The organism is Streptomyces sp. NPDC031132 (assembly GCF_055570595.1).
On record NZ_JBVIGX010000002.1, the window covers coordinates 433,475 to 452,683 of the forward strand.

General features: G+C 73.0%; 20 protein-coding genes. 13 read left to right on the forward strand and 7 right to left on the reverse strand.

Annotated elements, in window-relative coordinates; translation table 11 throughout:
* Positions 1–41: 41 nt before the first annotated feature.
* Positions 42–869, forward strand: coding sequence for a potassium channel family protein (locus ACZ49B_RS05000; RefSeq protein WP_468300499.1), 828 nt, complete (start codon positions 42–44; stop codon positions 867–869).
* Here ACZ49B_RS05000 and ACZ49B_RS05005 read toward each other — a convergent pair.
* Positions 850–1,251, reverse strand: coding sequence for a peptidase inhibitor family I36 protein (locus tag ACZ49B_RS05005; RefSeq protein ID WP_468300501.1), 402 nt, complete (start codon positions 1,249–1,251; stop codon positions 850–852). The two genes, ACZ49B_RS05000 and ACZ49B_RS05005, sit on opposite strands and share 20 nt — an antisense overlap.
* A 379-nt stretch (positions 1,252–1,630) precedes the next feature.
* Between ACZ49B_RS05005 and ACZ49B_RS05010 the strand changes: the two genes are divergently transcribed.
* The 3 genes from ACZ49B_RS05010 (at position 1,631) to ACZ49B_RS05020 (ending at position 4,522) form a co-directional block, all read left to right on the forward strand.
* Positions 1,631–2,275, forward strand: coding sequence for a TetR/AcrR family transcriptional regulator (locus ACZ49B_RS05010; protein WP_399250175.1), 645 nt, complete (start codon positions 1,631–1,633; stop codon positions 2,273–2,275).
* Positions 2,276–2,443: 168 nt separating this feature from the next.
* The gene (locus ACZ49B_RS05015) at positions 2,444–3,595 is read left to right on the forward strand and encodes an alpha/beta hydrolase (RefSeq protein ID WP_468300774.1); all 1,152 of its coding nucleotides are present in this window, start codon (positions 2,444–2,446) and stop codon (positions 3,593–3,595) included.
* A gap of 75 nt (positions 3,596–3,670) precedes the next feature.
* Positions 3,671–4,522: a DUF4429 domain-containing protein gene (locus tag ACZ49B_RS05020; RefSeq protein WP_468300504.1), complete on the forward strand. Its 852-nt coding sequence runs from the start codon at positions 3,671–3,673 to the stop codon at positions 4,520–4,522.
* A gap of 80 nt (positions 4,523–4,602) precedes the next feature.
* On the opposite strand, the gene ACZ49B_RS05025 is transcribed toward ACZ49B_RS05020, so the two are convergent.
* Positions 4,603–5,619 carry an aldo/keto reductase gene (locus ACZ49B_RS05025; protein ID WP_468300506.1) on the reverse strand — a complete coding sequence of 339 codons (1,017 nt, stop codon included), beginning with the start codon at positions 5,617–5,619 and terminating at the stop codon, positions 4,603–4,605.
* A complete protein-coding gene (locus ACZ49B_RS05030; RefSeq protein WP_468300508.1) occupies positions 5,616–6,023 on the reverse strand; it encodes a MerR family transcriptional regulator in 408 nt (135 codons plus the stop codon). Before ACZ49B_RS05030 ends, ACZ49B_RS05025 begins: the two co-directional genes overlap by 4 nt.
* Positions 6,024–6,093: 70 nt before the next feature.
* On the opposite strand from ACZ49B_RS05030, the gene ACZ49B_RS05035 reads away from it, so the two are divergent.
* Positions 6,094–6,912: a serine hydrolase domain-containing protein gene (locus ACZ49B_RS05035; protein ID WP_468300776.1), complete on the forward strand. Its 819-nt coding sequence runs from the start codon at positions 6,094–6,096 to the stop codon at positions 6,910–6,912.
* A gap of 49 nt (positions 6,913–6,961) precedes the next feature.
* Here ACZ49B_RS05035 and ACZ49B_RS05040 read toward each other — a convergent pair whose 3' ends face one another.
* A complete protein-coding gene (locus ACZ49B_RS05040) occupies positions 6,962–7,615 on the reverse strand; it encodes a pirin family protein (RefSeq protein ID WP_468300510.1) in 654 nt (217 codons plus the stop codon).
* Positions 7,616–7,696: 81 nt separating this feature from the next.
* Between ACZ49B_RS05040 and ACZ49B_RS05045 the strand changes: the two genes are divergently transcribed.
* The 5 genes from ACZ49B_RS05045 to fabF all read left to right on the forward strand — a co-directional run bounded on the left by ACZ49B_RS05045 (position 7,697) and on the right by fabF (position 12,586).
* Positions 7,697–8,902 carry a PucR family transcriptional regulator gene (locus tag ACZ49B_RS05045; RefSeq protein WP_266667338.1) on the forward strand — a complete coding sequence of 402 codons (1,206 nt, stop codon included), beginning with the start codon at positions 7,697–7,699 and terminating at the stop codon, positions 8,900–8,902.
* A gap of 89 nt (positions 8,903–8,991) precedes the next feature.
* A complete protein-coding gene (locus ACZ49B_RS05050; protein WP_468300513.1) occupies positions 8,992–9,909 on the forward strand; it encodes an ACP S-malonyltransferase in 918 nt (305 codons plus the stop codon).
* 19 nt (positions 9,910–9,928) lie between these two features.
* Complete coding sequence (locus ACZ49B_RS05055; protein ID WP_468300515.1) at positions 9,929–10,933, forward strand: beta-ketoacyl-ACP synthase 3; 1,005 nt, start codon at positions 9,929–9,931, stop codon at positions 10,931–10,933.
* A 59-nt stretch (positions 10,934–10,992) separates the two neighbouring features.
* Positions 10,993–11,241, forward strand: coding sequence for an acyl carrier protein (locus ACZ49B_RS05060; RefSeq protein WP_266629538.1), 249 nt, complete (start codon positions 10,993–10,995; stop codon positions 11,239–11,241).
* Between the two features lie 79 nt (positions 11,242–11,320).
* Entirely contained in the window at positions 11,321–12,586 is a 1,266-nt protein-coding gene (fabF, locus tag ACZ49B_RS05065) for a beta-ketoacyl-ACP synthase II (protein WP_468300517.1), read from the forward strand.
* Between the two features lie 65 nt (positions 12,587–12,651).
* Here the strand turns inward: fabF and ACZ49B_RS05070 are convergent, their stop codons facing one another.
* Entirely contained in the window at positions 12,652–13,146 is a 495-nt protein-coding gene (locus ACZ49B_RS05070; protein WP_468300519.1) for a DUF3145 domain-containing protein, read from the reverse strand.
* 248 nt (positions 13,147–13,394) lie between these two features.
* On the opposite strand from ACZ49B_RS05070, the gene ACZ49B_RS05075 reads away from it, so the two are divergent.
* On the forward strand, positions 13,395–14,291 hold the full coding sequence (locus ACZ49B_RS05075) for an SGNH/GDSL hydrolase family protein (protein WP_468300521.1): 897 nt from the start codon (positions 13,395–13,397) through the stop codon (positions 14,289–14,291).
* Between the two features lie 83 nt (positions 14,292–14,374).
* On the opposite strand, the gene ACZ49B_RS05080 is transcribed toward ACZ49B_RS05075, so the two are convergent.
* Positions 14,375–16,852 carry a beta-glucosidase gene (locus tag ACZ49B_RS05080; RefSeq protein ID WP_468300523.1) on the reverse strand — a complete coding sequence of 826 codons (2,478 nt, stop codon included), beginning with the start codon at positions 16,850–16,852 and terminating at the stop codon, positions 14,375–14,377.
* Positions 16,853–17,061: 209 nt separating this feature from the next.
* On the opposite strand from ACZ49B_RS05080, the gene ACZ49B_RS05085 reads away from it, so the two are divergent.
* Complete coding sequence (locus ACZ49B_RS05085; protein ID WP_468300525.1) at positions 17,062–17,640, forward strand: TetR/AcrR family transcriptional regulator; 579 nt, start codon at positions 17,062–17,064, stop codon at positions 17,638–17,640.
* Between the two features lie 7 nt (positions 17,641–17,647).
* Here ACZ49B_RS05085 and ACZ49B_RS05090 read toward each other — a convergent pair whose 3' ends face one another.
* The gene (locus ACZ49B_RS05090; RefSeq protein ID WP_468300527.1) at positions 17,648–18,298 is read right to left on the reverse strand and encodes a hypothetical protein; all 651 of its coding nucleotides are present in this window, start codon (positions 18,296–18,298) and stop codon (positions 17,648–17,650) included.
* Between the two features lie 125 nt (positions 18,299–18,423).
* Here ACZ49B_RS05090 and ACZ49B_RS05095 point away from each other — a divergent pair, with 125 nt between their 5' ends.
* A complete protein-coding gene (locus ACZ49B_RS05095; RefSeq protein WP_468300529.1) occupies positions 18,424–19,137 on the forward strand; it encodes a carbon-nitrogen hydrolase family protein in 714 nt (237 codons plus the stop codon).
* The last annotated feature ends 72 nt before the right edge of the window (positions 19,138–19,209 follow it).

The following is a 19,209-nucleotide window of genomic DNA, read 5'->3' on the forward strand; positions in this document are numbered from 1 at the left end:
GGGGGCCCGCTTCGCTTTACCTGTTCCTTACGATGCTCCGTATGAAGGAACCCTCCCGCCAGCTGCGGTGGGAGCGGCGGAGCCAGACCCCGCTGCTCGTGCTCGCCGCGGCCTTCACCGTCGCTTACGCCGTACCGATCGTCGCGCCCGACGCGGACGCGGTCGTGCACCGGGCGTGCACGCTCACCGAGTGGGTGGTGTGGGGCGCGTTCGCCGCCGACTACCTGATGCGGCTGGGCCTGTCGACGGCGAAGAAGGCGTTCGTCCGGACGCACTGGCTGGATCTGGGCGCGGTGCTGCTGCCGATGCTCCAGCCCCTGCGGCTGCTGCGGCTGGTGTCCACGCTGCTGCTGGTGGGCCGGCGGGCCCGGATGGCCCCGCAGATCCGGCTGACGACGTACGTGGCGGGGGCGGTGGTCGGGCTGCTGATGTTCGGCTCGCTCGCCGTGCTGAGCGTGGAGCGGGACGCGCCCGACGGCAACATCAAGAACCTGGGCGATGCCGTGTGGTGGAGCTTCACCACCATGACGACCGTCGGGTACGGGGACCACTCCCCCACCACCGGGCTCGGCCGGGTGCTCGCGGTGGGGCTGATGCTGTCGGGGATCGCCCTGCTGGGTGTGGTCACCGCCAACATCGCGGCCTGGTTCATCTCCCGCTTCGAGCGCGACGACCGGGTGGAGCGGGCGCAGACCGCCGCGATCGCCGAACTGGCCGCGGAGGTACGGGCGCTGCGCGCCGAGATCGGGCGCCTCGGCGGGACGCCCGCCCCGGGCATGGGGGCCGCTCCGGGCGCCGGGGCCGACGTACCGGCCCGGGTGCCCGAAGCGGCCCCGGCGGCGGGCGCCGCTAGCGCTCCCACACCTTGAAGGCCCGGACCAGGTAGAGCGATTGGGGCAGCTGGACCCCGTCGCCCGGGTAGGTCTGGAACTCGCCGGTCTCCGCGCACTCGGCCGACTGGTAGGTGGTCACCGGCCGCCCGGTGCGGTTGACCAGCGACTGGGCGCTGGCCCCGGCGGGCAGCGCCGTACAGCTGTTGATGTCCAGGGTGCTCAGCTCGTGGGCGTGGCGGGTGCCCTTGAACTCCGGCTTCGCCCACAGGCACAGCTGCCCGGTGGCGCAGGCGGGGGCCTTGCCCGGCGGCGGACCGGCGGCGTGTGCGGTGCCTGCCGTGCTCGGGACGAACGCGGCGAGGGCCAGGAAGGCCGCGGCGAGGACGGTGGTGGACCGTGCGGGTGAACTCGTACGCATGACAGGTCAACTCCTTGTGGACCAGGGCTCCCCGGACCGGTTCCAGAGTGCCTCGGACCCCACGCTGACCTGCGAGGACGGCCGGGCGGAAGGGGCCGCGGGCGGGTCCACCCTGATAGGCGACGGCCCCGCCGCAGCCGTCCCGCGGGGCTCTCGTACGCACCCGGTTGACGCCCGTGCGGGGAGCTGCGGCGAGCGGGGCGGCTCTGCCTGCTCCCGGTCGTCCCCGATCGGGCTGCCGGCCGGGGCGGCGGTGGCGGCCGCGGCCCTCACCAACGGGTTAACGGGACGGTGGCCGCCAGGTCCGTCACGGGTAACCTGACCGCTCACTCGGCGTCGGATTCGGCATGCGGAGCATGCGGGAAGGACACCCCCGGTGATGACCGACGAACGGCCGGTCCCGGCGCCCGGGCTGCGCGAACGCAAGAAGCGGCGCACCCGGGACGCGCTGCTGCGCGCCGCCCTCCTCCTCTTCGTCGCGCAGGGGTACGAGCGCACCACCGTCGACGAGATCACCGATGCCGTGGACGTCTCCCAGCGGACCTTCTTCCGGTACTTCGCCAACAAGGAGGAGGCCGCCTTCGCCGTCCAGGACCTGGTCGAGTCGCACTTCGTCGCCGCGCTGCGCTCCCGGCCGCCCGCCGAGGGCCCGCTCGAGGCGCTGCGGGGCGCCGTGCTCGGTGCCTGGGACACCCTCGACGAGGCCCTCTGCGACGTGGTCCCGGTCGACCTCTACATGCGCACGTACCGGCTCATCGAGTCGACCCCGGCGCTGCTCGCCGTCCATCTGCGCCGCTCCACCGGGCTGGAGGAGCGCATCGCCCGGCTGATCGCCGAGCGCGAGGGGCTGGACGTGGACACCGACCCGCGGCCCCGGCTGGCGGTCGCCGCGTTCTACGGAGTGATGAGGGTCACCGGCCGCCTGTGGGGGCAGGGAGAGGACGCCAGCGTGGCCTCGATCCGGCGGATGACCGAGGCCTGCCTTGACCAGATCGGCCCGGCGCTGGCCGCGGACTGGCGCTGAACCTCCGTACGGGGTCCCACGATCGGCCGTGAACCCGGTCACCCTGGGCGCCGTGCCCGGATCCGGTCTCCTACGCTGGTCCCAGTGAACCTGCCCGGCCTCGCCCACTCCACCGCCTTCGGCGTCGACCCGCGCCCCGCCGTCCTGCGCACCCTGCTCGCGCTCGCGGTGGTCTTCATCATGCTGGCGACCACCGGCTGGACCGCCGTGCATCGGCCGGACGCCGGGACCTCCCTGCGCGCCGCCGCCCTCGCCTCCTGGTCCGCGGCCCGCATCGACGGCCGGCCGGTGCCGCCCGCCGACGCGCCCGTGCGGACGGTGGCCCGGTTCTTCGCCGAGCTCGACGGATCCCAGCGGGCCCGGCTCGCCGAGGGCTACCCCCTGGTCGTCGGCAACCTCGACGGGGTGCCGGCCGCGCTGCGCTACCGGGCCAACCTGCGCGGTCTGGAGCAGGCCGCGCGCGTGGACGAGGCCCGCAGCCGGGACGTCAGCCTGACCCCGGCCGACCGCACCACGGCCGGCCGGCGCGCCCACCGCTTCGAGTCCCTGGCCGAGCCGGGCCGGCAGATCCTCGCCTTCGACCCGACCGGCGGCGGCCGCGTCGCCGAGGTGTTCGGCGACCTCGACCGGGCGAGCCGGGTCTCGGTGATCGTCCCCGGCGTCGACACGGACGTGCTCACCTTCGAGCGCACCCAGCGCCGCCTCATCGCGCCCGTCGGCATGGCGCAGTCGCTGTACGAGGCCCAGCGCGCGGCGGCTCCCGACAGCCGGACCGCGGTCATCGCCTGGGCCGGCTACACCGCGCCCACCGGGGTCGGCATGGACGCGGCGACCGGCCGGATGGCGGTGGACGGGGCCGTACGGCTGGAGTCGCTGGCCGCTGCGCTGCCCGGCGACGCGAGCGTGGCGCTGTTCTGCCACAGCTACGGATCGGTGGTGTGCGGGGTCGCCGCGCACGCGCTGCCGGAGCGGGTGACGGACGTGGTGGTCGCGGGCAGTCCCGGGATGCGCGCGGGCTCGGTGGCCGAGCTGCACACGTCGGCGCGGGTGTGGGCGACGCGGGACGCCGGGGACTGGATCGCGGACGTACCGCACCTGGAGGTCGGCGGGGTCGGCCACGGGGCGGACCCGGTGTCGCCGGACTTCGGGTCGCGGCTGCTGTCCTCGGCCGGGGCGAAGCTCCACACCGGCTATTTCGAGCCAGGGACCGGATCTCTGGACAACTTCGCCAAAATCGGAACCGGTGGGTTCGGTTCCGTTGTGTGCGCGACCGGCGACGATGCGTGCCGCCGTGGAATTTCCGGGACAGACGAGGACTGACACGTGTAGAGCCTCGGAAAACGGGCTCTGCACCGAGGGGGACGCACAGGGGTACGTCCCCTTACGATGTGCCGCATGGGTGACGTACTGGCCGGAAACCATGCCGTCTGGGAGTTCGACTCGGACTCGGTGCTCATCCGCTTCGCACGGGGGATAAGAACGCCGAGGACTCCGAGACTCCTTCATGCCCTCGGGGCGCGGCGGATCCCCTTCGAGGCGTTGTCGGGGGTGACCGTGGACACGACCGGGTCCGGGGGGAAACGGGACGCGGTGGTCCTGCATGCCGTGCCGCGGGCGGGCGCGGATCCGCTGATGGAGGCCGCCGCGGGACAGTTGCGGGCGGCCTGCGATCCGTACCGGCTGGTGCTGCCGGCGGACCGCGCCGCGCAGGCGGCCGAGTTCGCGGACGCCGTACGGGCCCGGCTGGGCCCGGATGCCGCCGATCCGGCGGAACGTTTCCTTGTCCCGGTGCCACAGCCGCCGCTGCAGCTGAAGGCGTACGACGCGCGGCTGGGCTTCGACGGCTCCGCCGTCACCTTCCACTGGTCGCGCACGGGCGCGACGAGCACCAAGTGGAAGGCGGGCGACCAGCGTTACCCGCTGTCCGCGCTGACCGGCGTCGAGTGGAGCTCGCCGGAGAATCCGGGCGGGCACCTGCGGCTGCTCCTGCGGGACACCACCGGTGACCCGCGGCCCGACCACGACCTGGCGGCCGCGGTGTTCGGCGTCGGGTACGGGGCGGTGCACGAATCGCTGCCGTTCGCGGCGGCCGTCCTCGCCGCGCTGCACGGCCGCACCCCGGTGGCCTCGGTCCCGGCGGCCCGCACGGACGAACGCCTGCACCACCTGGGCGAGCTGTACAGCGCGGGCCTGCTGACGGACGCGGAGTACGCGGCCCTGCGCAACCGCTTCGCCGCCGACGCCTGACCTCCGCCGGACACCGCGCCGGGCGGGGTGCCCGGCGCGGTCGCAGTCGTTGTCGCAGTCGCAGTCGCAGTCGCGGCGACCTAGTTCTCCCGGGCCGCCGACGTCGAGCTCATGTCCGGGTAGCGGTCGCCCGCGACCTGGGCGGCGATCGGCTCCAGCAGGGCCAGCTCTGCGGGCGTCAGGGTGATCCGGGTCGCCGCGGCGTTCTCCGCGAGGCGGCCCGGCTTGCGGGTGCCGGGGATCGGGACCACCGTCAGCCCGTGCACCTGCGCCTGCTGGTGCACCCAGGCCAGCGCGATCTGCGCCGGGGTCGCGCCGTGCGCCTGCGCGATCCGGCGCACCGGCTCCAGCAGCGCCGCGTTGGCCTTGGCGTTGTCGCCGGTGAAGCGGGGCTGGGAGGCGCGGAAGTCGCCGGCCGACAGCTCCGCCGCGTCCGCGAACGCGCCGGTCAGGAAGCCGCGCCCGAGCGGGGAGTACGGCACGAAGGCCACGCCCAGCTCCGCCGCCGCGCCCACCGCGCTGCGCTCCACGTCCCGGCTGAACAGCGACCACTCCGACTGGAGCGCCGCGATCGGGTGCACCGCGTACGCCTCGCGCAGCTCGGCGCCGGTGACCTCGCTGAGCCCCAGGTGGCGCACCTTCCCCTCCTGCACCAGCTCGGCCATGGCGCCCACCGACTCGGCGAACGGCACGGCCGGATCGCGCCGGTGCATGTAGTAGAGGTCGATCACCTCGGTCCCCAGCCGCCGCAGGCTGTCCTCCACGGCCCGGCGGATGTACGCGCGGTCGTTGCGGATGCCCCGGTGCTGCGGGTCGTCGGTGCGCTCGATGGCGAACTTGGTGGCGAGGGTGATCCCGTCCCGGTGCGCGGCAACGAAGGGCGCGAGGAACTCCTCGTTGCGGCCGCGCCCGTAGACGTCCGCGGTGTCGAAGAGGGTGACCCCGGCGGCCAGGGCCGCGTCCAGGGTCTCGCGGGCCACGGCCTCGTCGGTGTCCCCGTAGAACTCGCTCATGCCCATGCAGCCGAGGCCCTGGACGCCGACCCGCGGGCCCCCCTTGCCGAGTTCGACCTGCTCGATGCTGTTGTTCTGCGTCATTGCTCGTTCGCCTTCCCCGCGGTCGTGACCGTGGCCGTGGCCGTGGTGTACATGCCGATCTTGTAGTCCAGTACGGCGAGCGCGTCGGTCAGCTCCGTGATGCGCGTGCGCACCTCGCGCCGCGTCTGCTCCAGCAGTTCGCGGCGCCGGTCGACGGTGTGCTCGCCCTCGCGCACGAGTTCCGCGTAGCGGACCATGTCCGCCACCGACATCCCGGTGGCGCGCAGCTTGCCCACGAAGGCCAGCCAGTGGAGGTCCTTGTCGGTGAACCGGCGCTGTCCCGAGTGGGAGCGGTCCACGTGCGGCATCAGGCCGATCCGCTCGTACCAGCGCAGCGTGTGCTGGGTCAGACCGGTCCGGGCCTCTACCTCGCTGATCGTGTACCGCGTCTGCGTCAGGCTCATGGCGACCACGCTAAAACCTTGGAGTGCACTCCAAGCAAGTAGGCTCGGCCGCATGGAGAGCGTGGAAACCCTGCAGAGTCTGCGGATCATCGAGAACTGGCCGGTTCCGACCGCCGCGGCGGCCGTCGTACGCGCCGACGGGAGCCTGGCGGGCTCCCACGGGCCCGTCGACCACCGCTTCGCGCTGGCCTCGGTGACCAAGCCGCTCGCCGCGTACGCCGCGCTCGTCGCGTACGAGGAGGGGGCGATCGAGCTGGACGAGCCGGCCGGGCCCGAGGGTTCGACGGTCCGTCACCTGCTCGCGCACACCAGCGGGCTGGCCTTCGACGAGCACCGGGCGATGGCGGCGCCCGGCACGCGCCGGCTGTACTCGAACGCCGGTTTCGAGGTGCTCGGCGACCACATCACCAAGGCCACCGGCATCCCCTTCGCGGAGTACGTGCACCAAGCGGTGTTCGAGCCGCTCGGCATGGCGTCGACCACGCTGGAGGGCTCGCCCGCCAAGGACGGCGTCTCGACCGTCTCCGACCTGGTCCGGTTCGCCGCGGAGCTCCAGGCGCCCCGGCTGCTCGACGTGCGTACGGTCGCGGAGGCCACCTCGGTCGTCCACCCGGGCCTCAAGGGCGTGCTCCCGGGGTACGGGATCCAGTCCCCCAACGACTGGGGGCTGGGCCTGGAGATCCGCGACGGCAAGGCCCCGCACTGGACGGGCGCCTCCTCCTCGCCGCGCACGTTCGGCCACTTCGGGCAGGCCGGCACCTTCCTGTGGGTGGACCCGGACGCGCGCGCCGCGTGCGTGGCGCTGGCCGACCGCGCCTTCGGCCCGTGGGCCGTGGAGGCCTGGCCCCCGTTCACCGACGCGGTCCTCGCCGAGCTCGCCGGCCGCTGACCGCCGGCCGCTGACCGCCGGCCGCTAACCGGCCAGGGCATCCGACCGGCTAGGGCAGCTCCCAGATCAGCAGCTCGCCCGGGGACCCGGCGACGATCTCCAGGCCCTGTTCGCCGGTGATCCGCGCCGCGTCCCCGGGCCCGAGCTCCTCCCCGTCCAGGCGCAGGTCCCCGCGGACCACGTGCAGGTAGACCCGCTCCGCCGCCGGTACGGCGACCCGCTCGCCCGCGCCGGGCCTGCGCACGTGCAGGACGGCGCCGGCCGCGGGGACCTCGTACGGGGTGTCGTCGCCGATCCCGCGGACGAGCGTGTACGAGGGCTCCCCGCCGGAGGCGAGCGGCGCGAGCCACATCTGCACGAACCGCAGCGGCACCGCGCCGTCGTTGCGCTCGATGTGCCGGGCGCCGGATCCGGCGCCGAGGTGCTGCACGTCGCCGGGCCGGACCAGGGTGCTCTCGCCGGTGCTGCCCTTGTGCGTGAGCTCGCCCTGGACGACCCAGGTCACGATCTCGGTGTGGCTGTGCGGGTGCTCGTCGAAGCCGGCGCCCGCGGCGAGGGTCTCCTCGTTGCAGGCCAGGACCGGGCCGAAGCGCACGTTGTCCGGGTCGTAGAACCGGCCGAAGGAAAAGGCGTGCAAGGTGGTGATCCCGCTGTCCGGATCCCCGCCCCCGTACCGGTCGGCCCCGCGGCGTACGTCAATCATGGGGGCCACCGTAGCCCCCCGGCGGGAGGCCGCCGCGGGACCGGACTCCGCGCCGCCGTCCCGATAAGGCAGTCTTGTCCCGTGCCCCAAGCCGAACGTGAGCATTCCCCCGCGCATCCCGCTCCCGCCCATCCGCACGCCGCGACGCTGCGCCGACTGGAGAAGTCCTCCGGCCGGCTCGCCGCCAACGCGATCGCCCGCATGGACGAGACCCTGCCGTGGTACCGGGCGATGCCCCCGGAGAACCGGTCCTGGATCGGCCTGGTCGCCCAGGCCGGCATCGCCGCGTTCACGGAGTGGTTCCGGCACCCGGAGACCCCGCAGGCGATCTCGACGGACGTCTTCGGGACGGCTCCGCGCGAGCTGACCCGGGCGATCACGCTGCGCCAGACCGTGGAGATGGTCCGTACGACGATCGAGGTCATGGAAGCCGCGATCGAGGAGGTCGCAGCCCCGGGCGACGAGTCGATCCTGCGCGAGGCGCTGCTGGTGTACGCCCGGGAGATCGCGTTCGCGACGGCCCAGGTGTACGCGCAGGCCGCCGAGGCGCGGGGGGCGTGGGACGCCCGCCTGGAGTCCCTCGTCGTGAACGCGGTGCTGTCCGGCGAGGCCGACGAGGGCGCGCTGTCGCGGGCCGCGGCGCTGGGCTGGAACTCGCCCGAGCACGTGTGCGTGGTGCTGGGCACCGCGCCGGAGGGCGACAGCGAGCTGACGGTCGAGGCGATCCGGCGCGCGGCACGGCACCACAAGCTGCAGGTCCTCACCGGTGTGCTCGGTGACCGCCTGGTGGTGATCGCGGGCGGCAGCGACAACCCGATCCAGGTGGCGAAGTCGCTGATCGGGCCGTTCGCGGCGGGTCCGGTGGTGGCCGGTCCGGTGGTTCCGGACCTGCTGAACGCCACCAAGTCCGCGCAGGCCGCGGCGGCCGGGCTGAAGGCGGGCACGGCCTGGCAGGACGCCCCGCGGCCGGTGCTCGCTGACGATCTCCTGCCTGAGCGAGCGATCGCCTCGGATCCCTCCGCCAGGGAGCAGTTGGTGGAGGAGATCTACAGACCGCTGGAAGAAGCGGGGTCGGCGCTGCTGGAGACGCTGAGCGTGTATCTGGAGCAGGCGAGCAGCCTGGAAGGGGCGGCACGGATGTTGTTCGTGCACCCGAACACGGTGCGCTACCGGCTCCGACGTGTGACCGACGTCACCGGCTGGTCGCCGTCCGATGTCCGCTCCGCGTTCACGCTGCGGATCGCCTTGATCCTCGGGCGTCTGGCCGACGGCGATCAGCAGTCCTAGACTTTTGTCGGACATCAACAATTACCCCGACGGTTCTTCGTCCCTGTCCCCACGGGCGGGCGGGACCATCCACAAGAGAGAGTGTGAGGGTGCTCGTACTCGTCGCTCCCGGCCAAGGCGCACAGACGCCCGGCTTCCTGACTCCCTGGCTCGACCTTCCCGGCGCCGCTGACCGCGTCGCCGGGTGGTCCGACGCCATCGGGCTCGACCTTGCCCACTACGGCACGAAGGCCGACGCGGACGAGATCCGCGACACGGCGGTGGCCCAGCCCCTGCTGGTGGCCGCCGGTCTGCTGTCCGCTTCGGCACTGGGTGCCCGTACGGCCTTCGGTGCCGTCGCGGGCCACAGCGTCGGCGAGATCACGGCCGCCGCGTACGCCGGTGTGCTGTCCGACGTGGACGCGCTGTCGTTCGTACGGACCCGCGGCCTGGCCATGGCCGAGGCCGCCGCCGTCACCGAGACGGGCATGGCCGCGGTCCTCGGCGGCGACCAGGACGTCGTCGTCGCGCACCTGGAGAAGCTGGGGCTGACCCCGGCCAACATCAACGGTGCCGGCCAGATCGCGGCCGCGGGCACGATGGAGCAGATCGAGGCCCTGGTGGCCGACAAGCCCGAGGGCTCCATGAAGGTCGTCGCCCTCAAGGTCGCGGGCGCCTTCCACACGCACCACATGGCTCCTGCGGTCGCCACGCTGGAGAAGGCCGCGCAGGCCCTCACCCCGGCAGACCCGGAGCTGACGTACGTCTCGAACAAGGACGGCCACGTCGTCACCGCGGGCGCCGACGTCGTCGCCCGCCTGGTCGGCCAGGTCGCGAACCCGGTCCGCTGGGACCTGTGCATGGAGCGGTTCCGCGAGTTGGGCGTCACCGGGATCATCGAGCTCAGCCCGGGTGGCACTCTGACGGGTCTGGCCAAGCGCGCGCTCAAGGGCGTGCCGAACGTGGCCCTGAAGACGCCGGACGATCTCGAAAAGGCCGCGGCACTCATCGCCGAGCACGCGGTCTGAGAGAAGGAGCCCACACAGCATGTCGAAGATCAAGCCTGCCAAGGGCTCCCCGTACGCCCGCATCCTCGGCGTCGGCGGCTACCGCCCGACCCGCGTGGTCTCCAACGAGGTCATCCTCGAGACGATCGACTCGTCGGACGAGTGGATCCGCTCCCGCTCCGGCATCGCGACCCGGCACTGGGCCTCGCCCCAGGAGACGGTCGCCGCGATGTCGGTGGAGGCCGCCGGCAAGGCGCTGGCCGATGCGGGCGTCTCGCCGGAGCAGATCGGTGCCGTGATCGTCTCGACGGTCTCGCACTTCAAGCAGACCCCGGCCGTCGCGACCGAGATCGCGCACCGGGTCGGAGCGGTCAAGCCCGCCGCGTTCGACATCTCCGCGGGCTGTGCCGGTTTCGGGTACGGACTGACGCTCGCCAAGGGCCTCGTGGTGGAAGGTTCCGCCCAGTACGTCCTCGTCATCGGCGTGGAGCGGCTGTCGGACCTGACCGACCTGGAGGACCGCGCGACGGCCTTCCTGTTCGGCGACGGCGCCGGCGCCGTGATCGTCGGCCCCTCGGACGAGCCGGCCATAGGCCCCACGGTGTGGGGTTCGGAGGGCGACAAGTCCGAGACGATCAAGCAGACCGTGCCGTGGGACGAGTTCCGCAGCAAGGACAGCGCCGAAAAGTTCCCGGCCATCACGCAGGAGGGTCAGGCGGTCTTCCGCTGGGCCGTCTTCGAGATGGCCAAGGTGGCCCAGCAGGCGCTCGACGCGGCCGGGATCACCGCGGAGGACCTGGACGTCTTCATCCCGCACCAGGCAAACATGCGGATCATCGACTCGATGGTGAAGACTCTGAAGCTGCCGGAACACGTCACGGTCGCCCGTGACGTGGAGACCACCGGCAACACGTCGGCCGCCTCGATCCCGCTCGCTATGGAGCGGCTCCTGGCGACCGGAGCGGCGAAGAGCGGCGACACCGCGCTCGTCATCGGCTTCGGGGCGGGACTCGTCTACGCCGCGACGGTCGTTACCCTCCCCTAGGGCCCGGGATCCACTTCCCGACCCTGCTTCACCCCAGTTAGCTATAGAAGGAGCGCCACATGGCCGCCACGCAGGAAGAGATCATCGAGGGTCTCGCGGAGATCGTCAACGAGATCGCCGGCATCCCCGTCGAGGACGTCGAGTTCGGGAAGTCCTTCACCGACGACCTGGACGTCGACTCGCTCTCCATGGTCGAGGTCGTCGTCGCCGCCGAAGAGCGCTTCGACGTCAAGATCCCGGACGAGGACGTCAAGAACCTCAAGACGGTCGGCGACGCCGCGGACTACATCCTGAAGCACCAGGCCTGAGCCTGACGAGCGTTTGTCGCCACCCGGCGGTGGCGCCGTGACAATTCAGCACCCCCTGAGACGTGGAGAAAGAATTCCTGTGAGCCCGACCAATCGCACCGTGGTCGTCACCGGTATCGGCGCAACCACTCCGCTGGGTGGCGACAGCGCTTCGACCTGGGAAGGTCTGCTCGCCGGTCGTTCCGGCGTCAAGCCCCTCGAGGGCGAGCGCTTCGCCGAACTCCCGGTCCGTATCGCCGCCCCGGTCGCCGTGGACCCGAGTGAGGTCCTGCCGCGCCCGCTGGCCCGCAAGCTGGACCGGTCGGCCCAGTTCGCCGTCATCGCCGCCCGTGAAGCCTGGGCGGATGCCGGCTACACCGCCCCGGCGGGTGAGGACGCGACCATCGCGCCCGAGCGCCTGGGCACCGTGATCGCCTCCGGTATCGGCGGCGTCACCACCCTGCTCGACCAGTACGACGTACTGAAGGAAAAGGGTGTGCGCCGGGTCTCCCCGCACACCGTCCCCATGCTCATGCCGAACGGCCCGTCGGCCAACGTCGGCCTGGAGGTCAACGCCCAGGCGGGCGTGCACACTCCGGTCAGCGCGTGCGCCTCGGGCGCCGAGGCCATCGGCTACGCCGTCGAGATGATCCGTACCGGCCGCGCCGACGTGGTCGTCGCGGGCGGCACCGAGGCGGCGATCCACCCGCTGCCGATCGCCGCGTTCGCCAACATGATGGCGATGTCCAAGAACAACGAGAACCCCCAGCAGGCCTCCCGCCCGTACGACAAGGCCCGCGACGGCTTCGTCCTCGGCGAGGGCGCGGGCGTCGTCGTCCTGGAGTCCGCCGAGCACGCCGCCGCGCGCGGCGCCCGGGTCTACTGCGAGGTGCTGGGCCAGGGCCTGTCCGCGGACAGCCACCACATCGCGCAGCCGGAGCCGACCGGCCGCGGTGTCGCGGCCGCCGTGCAGAACCTGCTCGACAACACGGGTCTCGACCCGGCCGAGCTGGTCCACGTCAACGCGCACGCCACGTCCACCCCGCAGGGTGACACGGCCGAGCTGAAGGCCCTGCGCAAGGTCCTGGGCGACGACCTCGACCACATCGCGATCTCCGCGACCAAGTCGATGACCGGTCACCTGCTGGGCGGCGCCGGCGGTATCGAGACCGTCGCGACCGTGCTCGCGCTGTACCACCGGATCGCCCCGGCGACCATCAACGTCGACGAGCTCGACGAGGGCATCGACGCGGACATCGTCGTCGGCGAGCCGCGCAAGCTGCCGGCCGACGGCCCGATCTCCGCGATCAACAACTCGTTCGGCTTCGGCGGCCACAACGTCACTCTGGCGTTCCGCACCGTCTGACCCGTAGCCGTACGCAGAAGGCCCACCCGGTGAATCCCGGGTGGGCCTTCTGCGTGTCCGCGTTCTCAGACCACCTGGTGGAGCCAGCGGACCGGGGCGCCCTCGCCCGCGTAGCGGAAGGGCTCCAGCTCGTCGTCCCAGGGCTTGCCGAGCAGTTTGGCGATCTCCGCCTCCAGGTCGCTCTCGCCGCTCGCGGACCGGGCGAGGGCGGCGCGCAGCCGGTCCTCGGGGATCAGGATGTCGCCGTGCATGCCGGTGACGGCGTGGAAGATGCCGAGCTCCGGGGTGGAGCTGTAGCGCTCGCCCTCGGCGGTCGGGCACGGTTCCGCGGTCACCTCGAAGCGCAGCAGGTGCCAGCCGCGCAGCGCGGAGGCGAGCTTCGACGCGGTGCCGGCTTCGGCCTGCCAGGAGAACTCGGCTCTCCAGGTGCCGGGGGAGGCGGGCTGCCTGATCCAGTCGAGGTTCACCCGCACCCCGAGCACGCCCGCAACAGCCCATTCCACGTGCGGGCAGAGCGCGCGCGGTGCGGAATGCACGTACAGAACTCCACGTGTCGTCACCGGGACCTCCAGTGTGGGACGAGGTCGGGAATAAACTCCAGAAAACGGACAGTTTGTGACGTGATGTAATGTAACGGAAATTATTTGACAATGCGCCACGGGACCTGCGGCCGAAACGCCACGGGAAAAAGCTACCGTGCGCCAGGGGTCATGGTGTGACGTACGGTCGGTCCGAGGCCGCCAAACCCAGAGCATTCACTCAGCAGGACGCCCCCGGAGGACGCGGGGCGACGAGGAGGGACCACCCGATGTGCACCACCGCCCTGCGCCGCCGCGCGCGCCGGACTCTCGCGGGTGCGGGCACGGCGACGGTACTCCTGGCCGGGGTGTTGACCGGGTGTCAGTCGGGCGGGTCGGCCACGGAGGGTGAGCGGGGGGCGCAGGCCGGGCCGCGCTGGAACACCGCGCCCGCGTCGATCGCCGCCGTCGGCGATTCCATCACACGGGGTTTCGACGCCTGTTCGGTGCTGGCCGACTGCCCGGAGGTCTCCTGGGCCACCGGCAACGACCCCGCCGTGCACTCCCTCGCCGCCCGGCTGCTCGGGGAGGCCGAGGTGCCGGCGCGCAGCTGGAACTACGCGGTGACGGGCTCGCGGATGGCTGATCTGGCAGGTCAGCTGGCCTCGGCCGCGGAGCACAGGCCCGACCTGGTCACGGTGATGGTGGGCTCGAACGACGCATGCCGCCCGACGGCTTCGTCGATGACTCCGGTGGCGGACTTCCGGGCCGGGTTCGAGAAGGCCCTTGCCGGTCTGCGGGCGGCCTCCCCCGCGTCCCAGGTGTACGTCTCCAGCGTGCCGGACCTGCAGCGGCTGTGGGAGCAGGGCAAGGACACCCCGATGGTGCGGCAGATCTGGAAGCTGGGGATCTGTCAGTCGATGCTCGCGGACCCGCTGTCGGCCGCCGCCGGGGCGACGGCCCGGCGCGAGCAGGTGCGGGCGCGGGTCGTCGAGTACAACGAGGTGCTCCGCGAGGTCTGCAAGAAGGACGCGCTGTGCCGCTACGACGGCGGCGCGGTGTTCCAGTACCCCTTCGCCGCCGAGCAGTTGAGCCGCTGGGACTGGTTCCACCCGGGCAAGGACGGGCAGGCCCGGCTCGCGGAGCTGGCGCACCGCCAGGTGACGGCGGCCGAGCCGCCGCGTTGACGTGGGGCCAGGGGGACCGGGGGCGGGTGTCAGGGCCCGCCCCCGGTCCGGTTCATGGGTGATTTCCGGCCAACCCGGGACTTCTAGATCTCCAGGGTCGCCGTGAGCCGCGTGTCGCCGTGGGCGTGGCTCGCGCGGACCTCGTACGCGCCGTCGATCCGCTGCCAGCCGCGGGCCTCCTCGTCCCAGATCTCGAAGGCCCGGGCGGGCAGGGCCATCTCGACTTCGACGCTCTCCCCGGGGCCCGCCTCGACGCCCGCGAAGGCGGCCAGCCAGCTCGCCGGGCGCTCCACGGCCGCGCTCTGCGCGCCGCCCGACGCAGCGGCGACGGGGGCGAGGTAGAGCTGGACGACCTCGCGGCCGGGCCGGGTGCCGGTGTTGGTGACGCGGACCCGGGCGGTGGTGCCGGTGACCTCGAGGGACGCGTAGGCCCAGTCGGTGTAGCCGAGGCCGTGCCCGAACGGGAAGGCGGGGGCGACCGCGTGGGCCTCGTACGCCCGGTAGCCGATGAACAGCCCCTCGCGGTACTCCAGGCGGCCGTCGGTCGGGACGACCTCGGTGACGGGCGCGTCGGCGAACCGCGCGGGCCAGGTCGTGGGCAGCCGGCCGCCCGGCTCCGCGTCCCCGAGGAGTACGTCGGCCAGCGCGGCCCCACCCTCCTGCCCGGGGAACCAGGTCAGGAGTACGGCGGCCACGTCGTCCCGCCACGGCAGTTCCACCGGGGATCCGGCGTTGACGACGACCACGGTGTTCGGGTTGGCGGCGGCGACGGCCCGCACGAGGTCGTCCTGGCGGCCCGGCAGGGCGAGGTCCCGCCGGTCGAAGCCCTCGGACTCCACGCGCTCGGTGGTGGCGACGACCACGACGGCGGTGTCCGCGGCCCGGGCGGCGGCCACGGCCTCGGCGATCAGCTCGTCGGCGTCGCGCCGCGGGCCGAGGTGGAGCAGCGAGAACATGATCGCCTTGAGCGGCAGGGTGGTCATGTCGGGGACCTGGAAGGTCAGCGAGACCTCGACGGCCTCGCCCTCGGCGAGTTCGACGCGGGCGCGCTCGCGGGGGGCGCCGAAGAACGCCTCGAACGGGTCGGCCTCGTTGCCCGTCGCCTGGACGCCCTCCCACCGGGTCTCGCCGCCGACCGCGAGGGTGAAGGCACCGAGTCCGCGGGTGCCGAAGGTGTGCTCGCCGCTCTCGCGCGGCACGAACGTACCGGTGACCTCGATGCTGGCCATGGTCTCGTACGAGACGCCCGCGGGCAGGTCGTCGCCGATCCACTGGACCTGGCCGGTCGGCAGGCCGCCCTCGCCGAGGACGGCGCCGGAGGCGTCGCGGCAGACCGCGCGGAGCTCGAAGCCCTTGTCGGCGGGGCCGGCTTCCTCGCTGGGGTCGGCTCCGACGGCAAAGGTCAGGGCCCCTTCCGGGAGGGCGGCGGTGAGGCCGTCCAGCGGGGAGACAATCCGCTCGGGGAAGACGGTGGCCGAGCCGCCGCCGAGGACGCGGGCGTCGCGGGCGGCGGCCCCGATCAGGGCGACGGTGCGGCCGGGGGCGGCGTCCAGCGGCAGGGCGCGCTTCCCGCCGGACAGGGTCTCGTTGCGGACGAGGACGAAGCCGCGGGCGGCGATCTCCCGGGCCAGCGCCTGGCCGTCGACCGGGGCCGGGGGCTCGGTGACGGCGGCGGGGGCGCCCGCCAGGATCCCGACGCGGGCGGCGAGGCGCAGTACGTTGCGCACGGCCTCGTCCACCGCGGACTCGGGGACCTCGCCGGCCCGGACGGCCTCGGCGAGGGCGGGCCCGTAGACGGTCTGCGGTCCGGGCATGGCGACGTCGAGGCCGCCGAGGATGTCGCCGGTGGTGGAGCGGGCGGCCATCCAGTCGGAGACGTTGTACCCGTCGAAGCCCCATTCGCCGCGCAGGACTTCGTTCACGAGGTAACGGTGTTCGCTCATCGTCGTGCCGTTGACCTGGTTGTACGCCGTCATGATCCCCCAGGGGTGGGCGTTCGCGACGATGGCCTCGAAGGGGGCCAGGTACAGCTCGCGCAGCGGGCGCGGGGCGATGACGCTGTCGACGGTGAACCGCTCGGTCTCGGCGTCGTTGCCGACGAAGTGCTTGACGGTGGTGCCGACGCCGCCGTCCTGGACGCCGTTCACGTAGCCGGTGCCGATGGCGCCGGTGAGGTACGGGTCCTCGGAGTAGCACTCGAAGTGCCGGCCGCCGAGCGGGGAGCGGTGCAGGTTGACGGTGGGGGCGAGGAGGACGTGGACGCCCTTGCGGCGGGCCTCCTGGGCGAGGAGGCGGCCGGCGCGGCGGGCGAGCGCGGGGTCCCAGGCGGCGGCGAGGGCGGTCGGGGAGGGCAGGGCGATCGAGGGGTCGTCGGCGGTCCAGCGCACACCGCGGACGCCGATGGGGCCGTCGGACATGACGAGGGACTCGAGCCCGATCTCGGGGACGGCGGGCAGGGACCACATGTCCTGGCCGGCCAGGAGCCGGGCCTTGGTGTCGAGGTCGAGTTTGCCGAGAGCCGCCTCTACGGCGTCGTTGCGGACCTGATCGGCATCGGTCACGGCCGTGCCTCCTCGTTGAGTGCGTGCGGGTGCGTGCGTGCGGCGGGGTGCGGTGCCTGTGCCTGTGCCTGCGCCGCGGGGTGTCCCCCATCGTGGACCCGATACCGGTAGAGCGGTAGGGTTCGTAATGTGTTCGTGATATTCCGATAACGTACGCAGAGCCCGCCGACGCGGCGGTGCACGGCGTGAACGGGAGAGGTGCCGGGGCGATGGCCAGGGCGAGGAGCGAGGAGCGGCGCGGCGACATCGTGCGCGCGGCGGTCGAGGTGATCGCGGAGCGCGGCTACCGCGGTGCGTCGCTGGGCGCGGTGGCCGAGCGCGTGGGCCTGACCCAGCAGGGGTTGCTGCACTACTTCCCGACCAAGGAGGCGCTGTTGGTCGCGGTGCTGGAGGAGCGCGACCGCTGGGACACCGGCGGCGGCTCGCGCGCCTCGGCCGGCACCTGGAGCCTGGACCTGCTGGCCTCGCTGGTCGAGTACAACGCCATGCGCCCCGGGATCGTGCAGACCTTCTCGGCGCTGCTGGGCGAGAGCGTCACCGACGGGCATCCGGCGCGGGAGTTCTTCACCGAGCGCTACGCCCAGGTACGCGCCGAGATGGCGCAGGTGCTGCGCGCCGAGTTCGGCGACCGGCTCCCCTCGGGCCTCACGCCGGAGCAGGCGGCCCCGCTGCTGACCGCGGTCATGGACGGCCTCCAGTACCAGTGGCTGCTCGCGCCGGAATCGGTGGACATGCCGGCCGCCTTCCGCTCGTTCCTGACCCTGCTGCGAGGGTCGGAAGCGGGCTGACCGTGACCTACGGGCGGCCCAGGAGCGGGTCGTGGACGGCGCAGGGCGGGCGGCGGGCCGGGGCGGGGACCCGGTAGTAGACCCGGTCGCGCAGGCGTCCCGTCCAGGGCTCCTGCTCCGAGCGCCGCTTGACGAGGAGGTGGCGGCTGCTGCCCGCCCGCAGGTGGGTGCGGTACGTGTCGAGCAGCGGGTCCACGGGGCCGAGGAAATCCCGGATCTGATCCTCCACCAGGCAGAACGGGCAGTCCGGTCCGGGCAGGAGGTGGAACTGGCGGCCCTCGGGGTGGGCGTCGTCGGCGAACGCGGTGAGGGCGAGGGAGCCGCTGAACATCACGCACACGCCCATCACCTGGGGGCCGGGGGCGCTCGCCGCCTGCCGGACCAGGCCGTGGAAGGCTTCGGCGTCGACCCGCTGGATCCGGGCCATCAGGGTCCGCATCGCCGCGAGCAGGCCGTGGACGGCGGCCACCAAGGACACGAGGGCGACCACGATCACGCTCCAGGCCGGGCCGGTGGCGGCGAGCAGCCACAGCACGCCTGCGTTCAGGGCGGCCATGACGAGCACCGCCACCCGCAGTCCGGCGCCGCTCGTGCGGACCACGCGGTACGAGACGACCAGGAAGGCGCCGGCGAGGACCGGGGGGATCCAGTCGGGCATCAGCCGGTCCTCCGTCAACTCCGGTGAACAAGCGGGCCGTTACAGCATCACCCCGGCCCCGCTCCCCCGTCGACCCCCGGGGGGGGGGACGCAGGCGTGGGCGGCCGAGCTGGCATCCTGGACCCGTGAAGATCGCCGCAGCTCAGCTCACCTGCATCCCGGCCGACATACCCGCCAACACGGAGCGGAGCCTCGCCCTCGCCGCCGAGGCCCGGGAGCAGGGCGCCGAGCTCGTCGTGTTCCCCGAGTTCACCCTCACCGGCTACGAGCTGGAGGCGATGGCCGCCGATCCCGGCCTGTGGATGGCGGACGCCGACGACCCCCGCCTGGATCCGCTGCGCGCCACCGGAATCGCCGTCGCGGTCAACGTCGCGCTGCGCACCGCCGGGCCGCTGCCCGCCATCGCGACCCTGGTCTACGGGGCGGACGGCCGGCACGTGACGACGTACGCCAAGCAGCACCTGTACGGGCACGAACAGGGCAGCTTCACGGCAGGCGAGGGCCAGGGCCGCTTCGAGCTCGGCGGGATCCGCTTCTCCCTCGGCGTCTGCTACGACAACCACTTCGCGCAGCTCGCCGGCAGCGCGGCGGCGGACGGCTGCCGGGTGCACCTGGCGAGCTCCCTGTACGGGACGGGCGACGGGATCCGGGAGCGGGCCACCGTGTACCCGGGGATCGCCGAGGAGCACGGGCTGTACGTCGTACTCGGCAACCACGTGGGGCCGGCCGGCCCGTGGACCGGCTGCGGCCGCGCCGCGGTCTGGGCCCCGGGCGGCGCGCTGCTGGCCGAGGCGGACGACCGTACCCCCTCCGTGGTGACGGCCGAGGTCGCCGCCTGACGGGCCGACGGCCGGCCCCGTCACCCGGGGTCAGCCGACCGGGGTCAGCCGATCGCCGGCACCCCGGAGCAG

Excerpts from the sequence above, each read along its gene's own strand:
- ACZ49B_RS05000 (WP_468300499.1), top strand. The coding sequence starts at position 42 with ATGAAGGAACCCTCCCGCCAGCTGCGGTGGGAGCGGCGGAGCCAGACC.
- ACZ49B_RS05005 (WP_468300501.1), bottom strand. The coding sequence starts at position 1,251 with ATGCGTACGAGTTCACCCGCACGGTCCACCACCGTCCTCGCCGCGGCC.
- ACZ49B_RS05010 (WP_399250175.1), top strand. The coding sequence starts at position 1,631 with ATGACCGACGAACGGCCGGTCCCGGCGCCCGGGCTGCGCGAACGCAAG.
- ACZ49B_RS05020 (WP_468300504.1), top strand. The coding sequence starts at position 3,671 with ATGGGTGACGTACTGGCCGGAAACCATGCCGTCTGGGAGTTCGACTCG.
- ACZ49B_RS05025 (WP_468300506.1), bottom strand. The coding sequence starts at position 5,619 with ATGACGCAGAACAACAGCATCGAGCAGGTCGAACTCGGCAAGGGGGGC.
- ACZ49B_RS05030 (WP_468300508.1), bottom strand. The coding sequence starts at position 6,023 with ATGAGCCTGACGCAGACGCGGTACACGATCAGCGAGGTAGAGGCCCGG.
- ACZ49B_RS05040 (WP_468300510.1), bottom strand. The coding sequence starts at position 7,615 with ATGATTGACGTACGCCGCGGGGCCGACCGGTACGGGGGCGGGGATCCG.
- ACZ49B_RS05055 (WP_468300515.1), top strand. The coding sequence starts at position 9,929 with ATGTCGAAGATCAAGCCTGCCAAGGGCTCCCCGTACGCCCGCATCCTC.
- ACZ49B_RS05060 (WP_266629538.1), top strand. The coding sequence starts at position 10,993 with ATGGCCGCCACGCAGGAAGAGATCATCGAGGGTCTCGCGGAGATCGTC.
- ACZ49B_RS05075 (WP_468300521.1), top strand. The coding sequence starts at position 13,395 with ATGTGCACCACCGCCCTGCGCCGCCGCGCGCGCCGGACTCTCGCGGGT.
- ACZ49B_RS05085 (WP_468300525.1), top strand. The coding sequence starts at position 17,062 with ATGGCCAGGGCGAGGAGCGAGGAGCGGCGCGGCGACATCGTGCGCGCG.
- ACZ49B_RS05090 (WP_468300527.1), bottom strand. The coding sequence starts at position 18,298 with ATGCCCGACTGGATCCCCCCGGTCCTCGCCGGCGCCTTCCTGGTCGTC.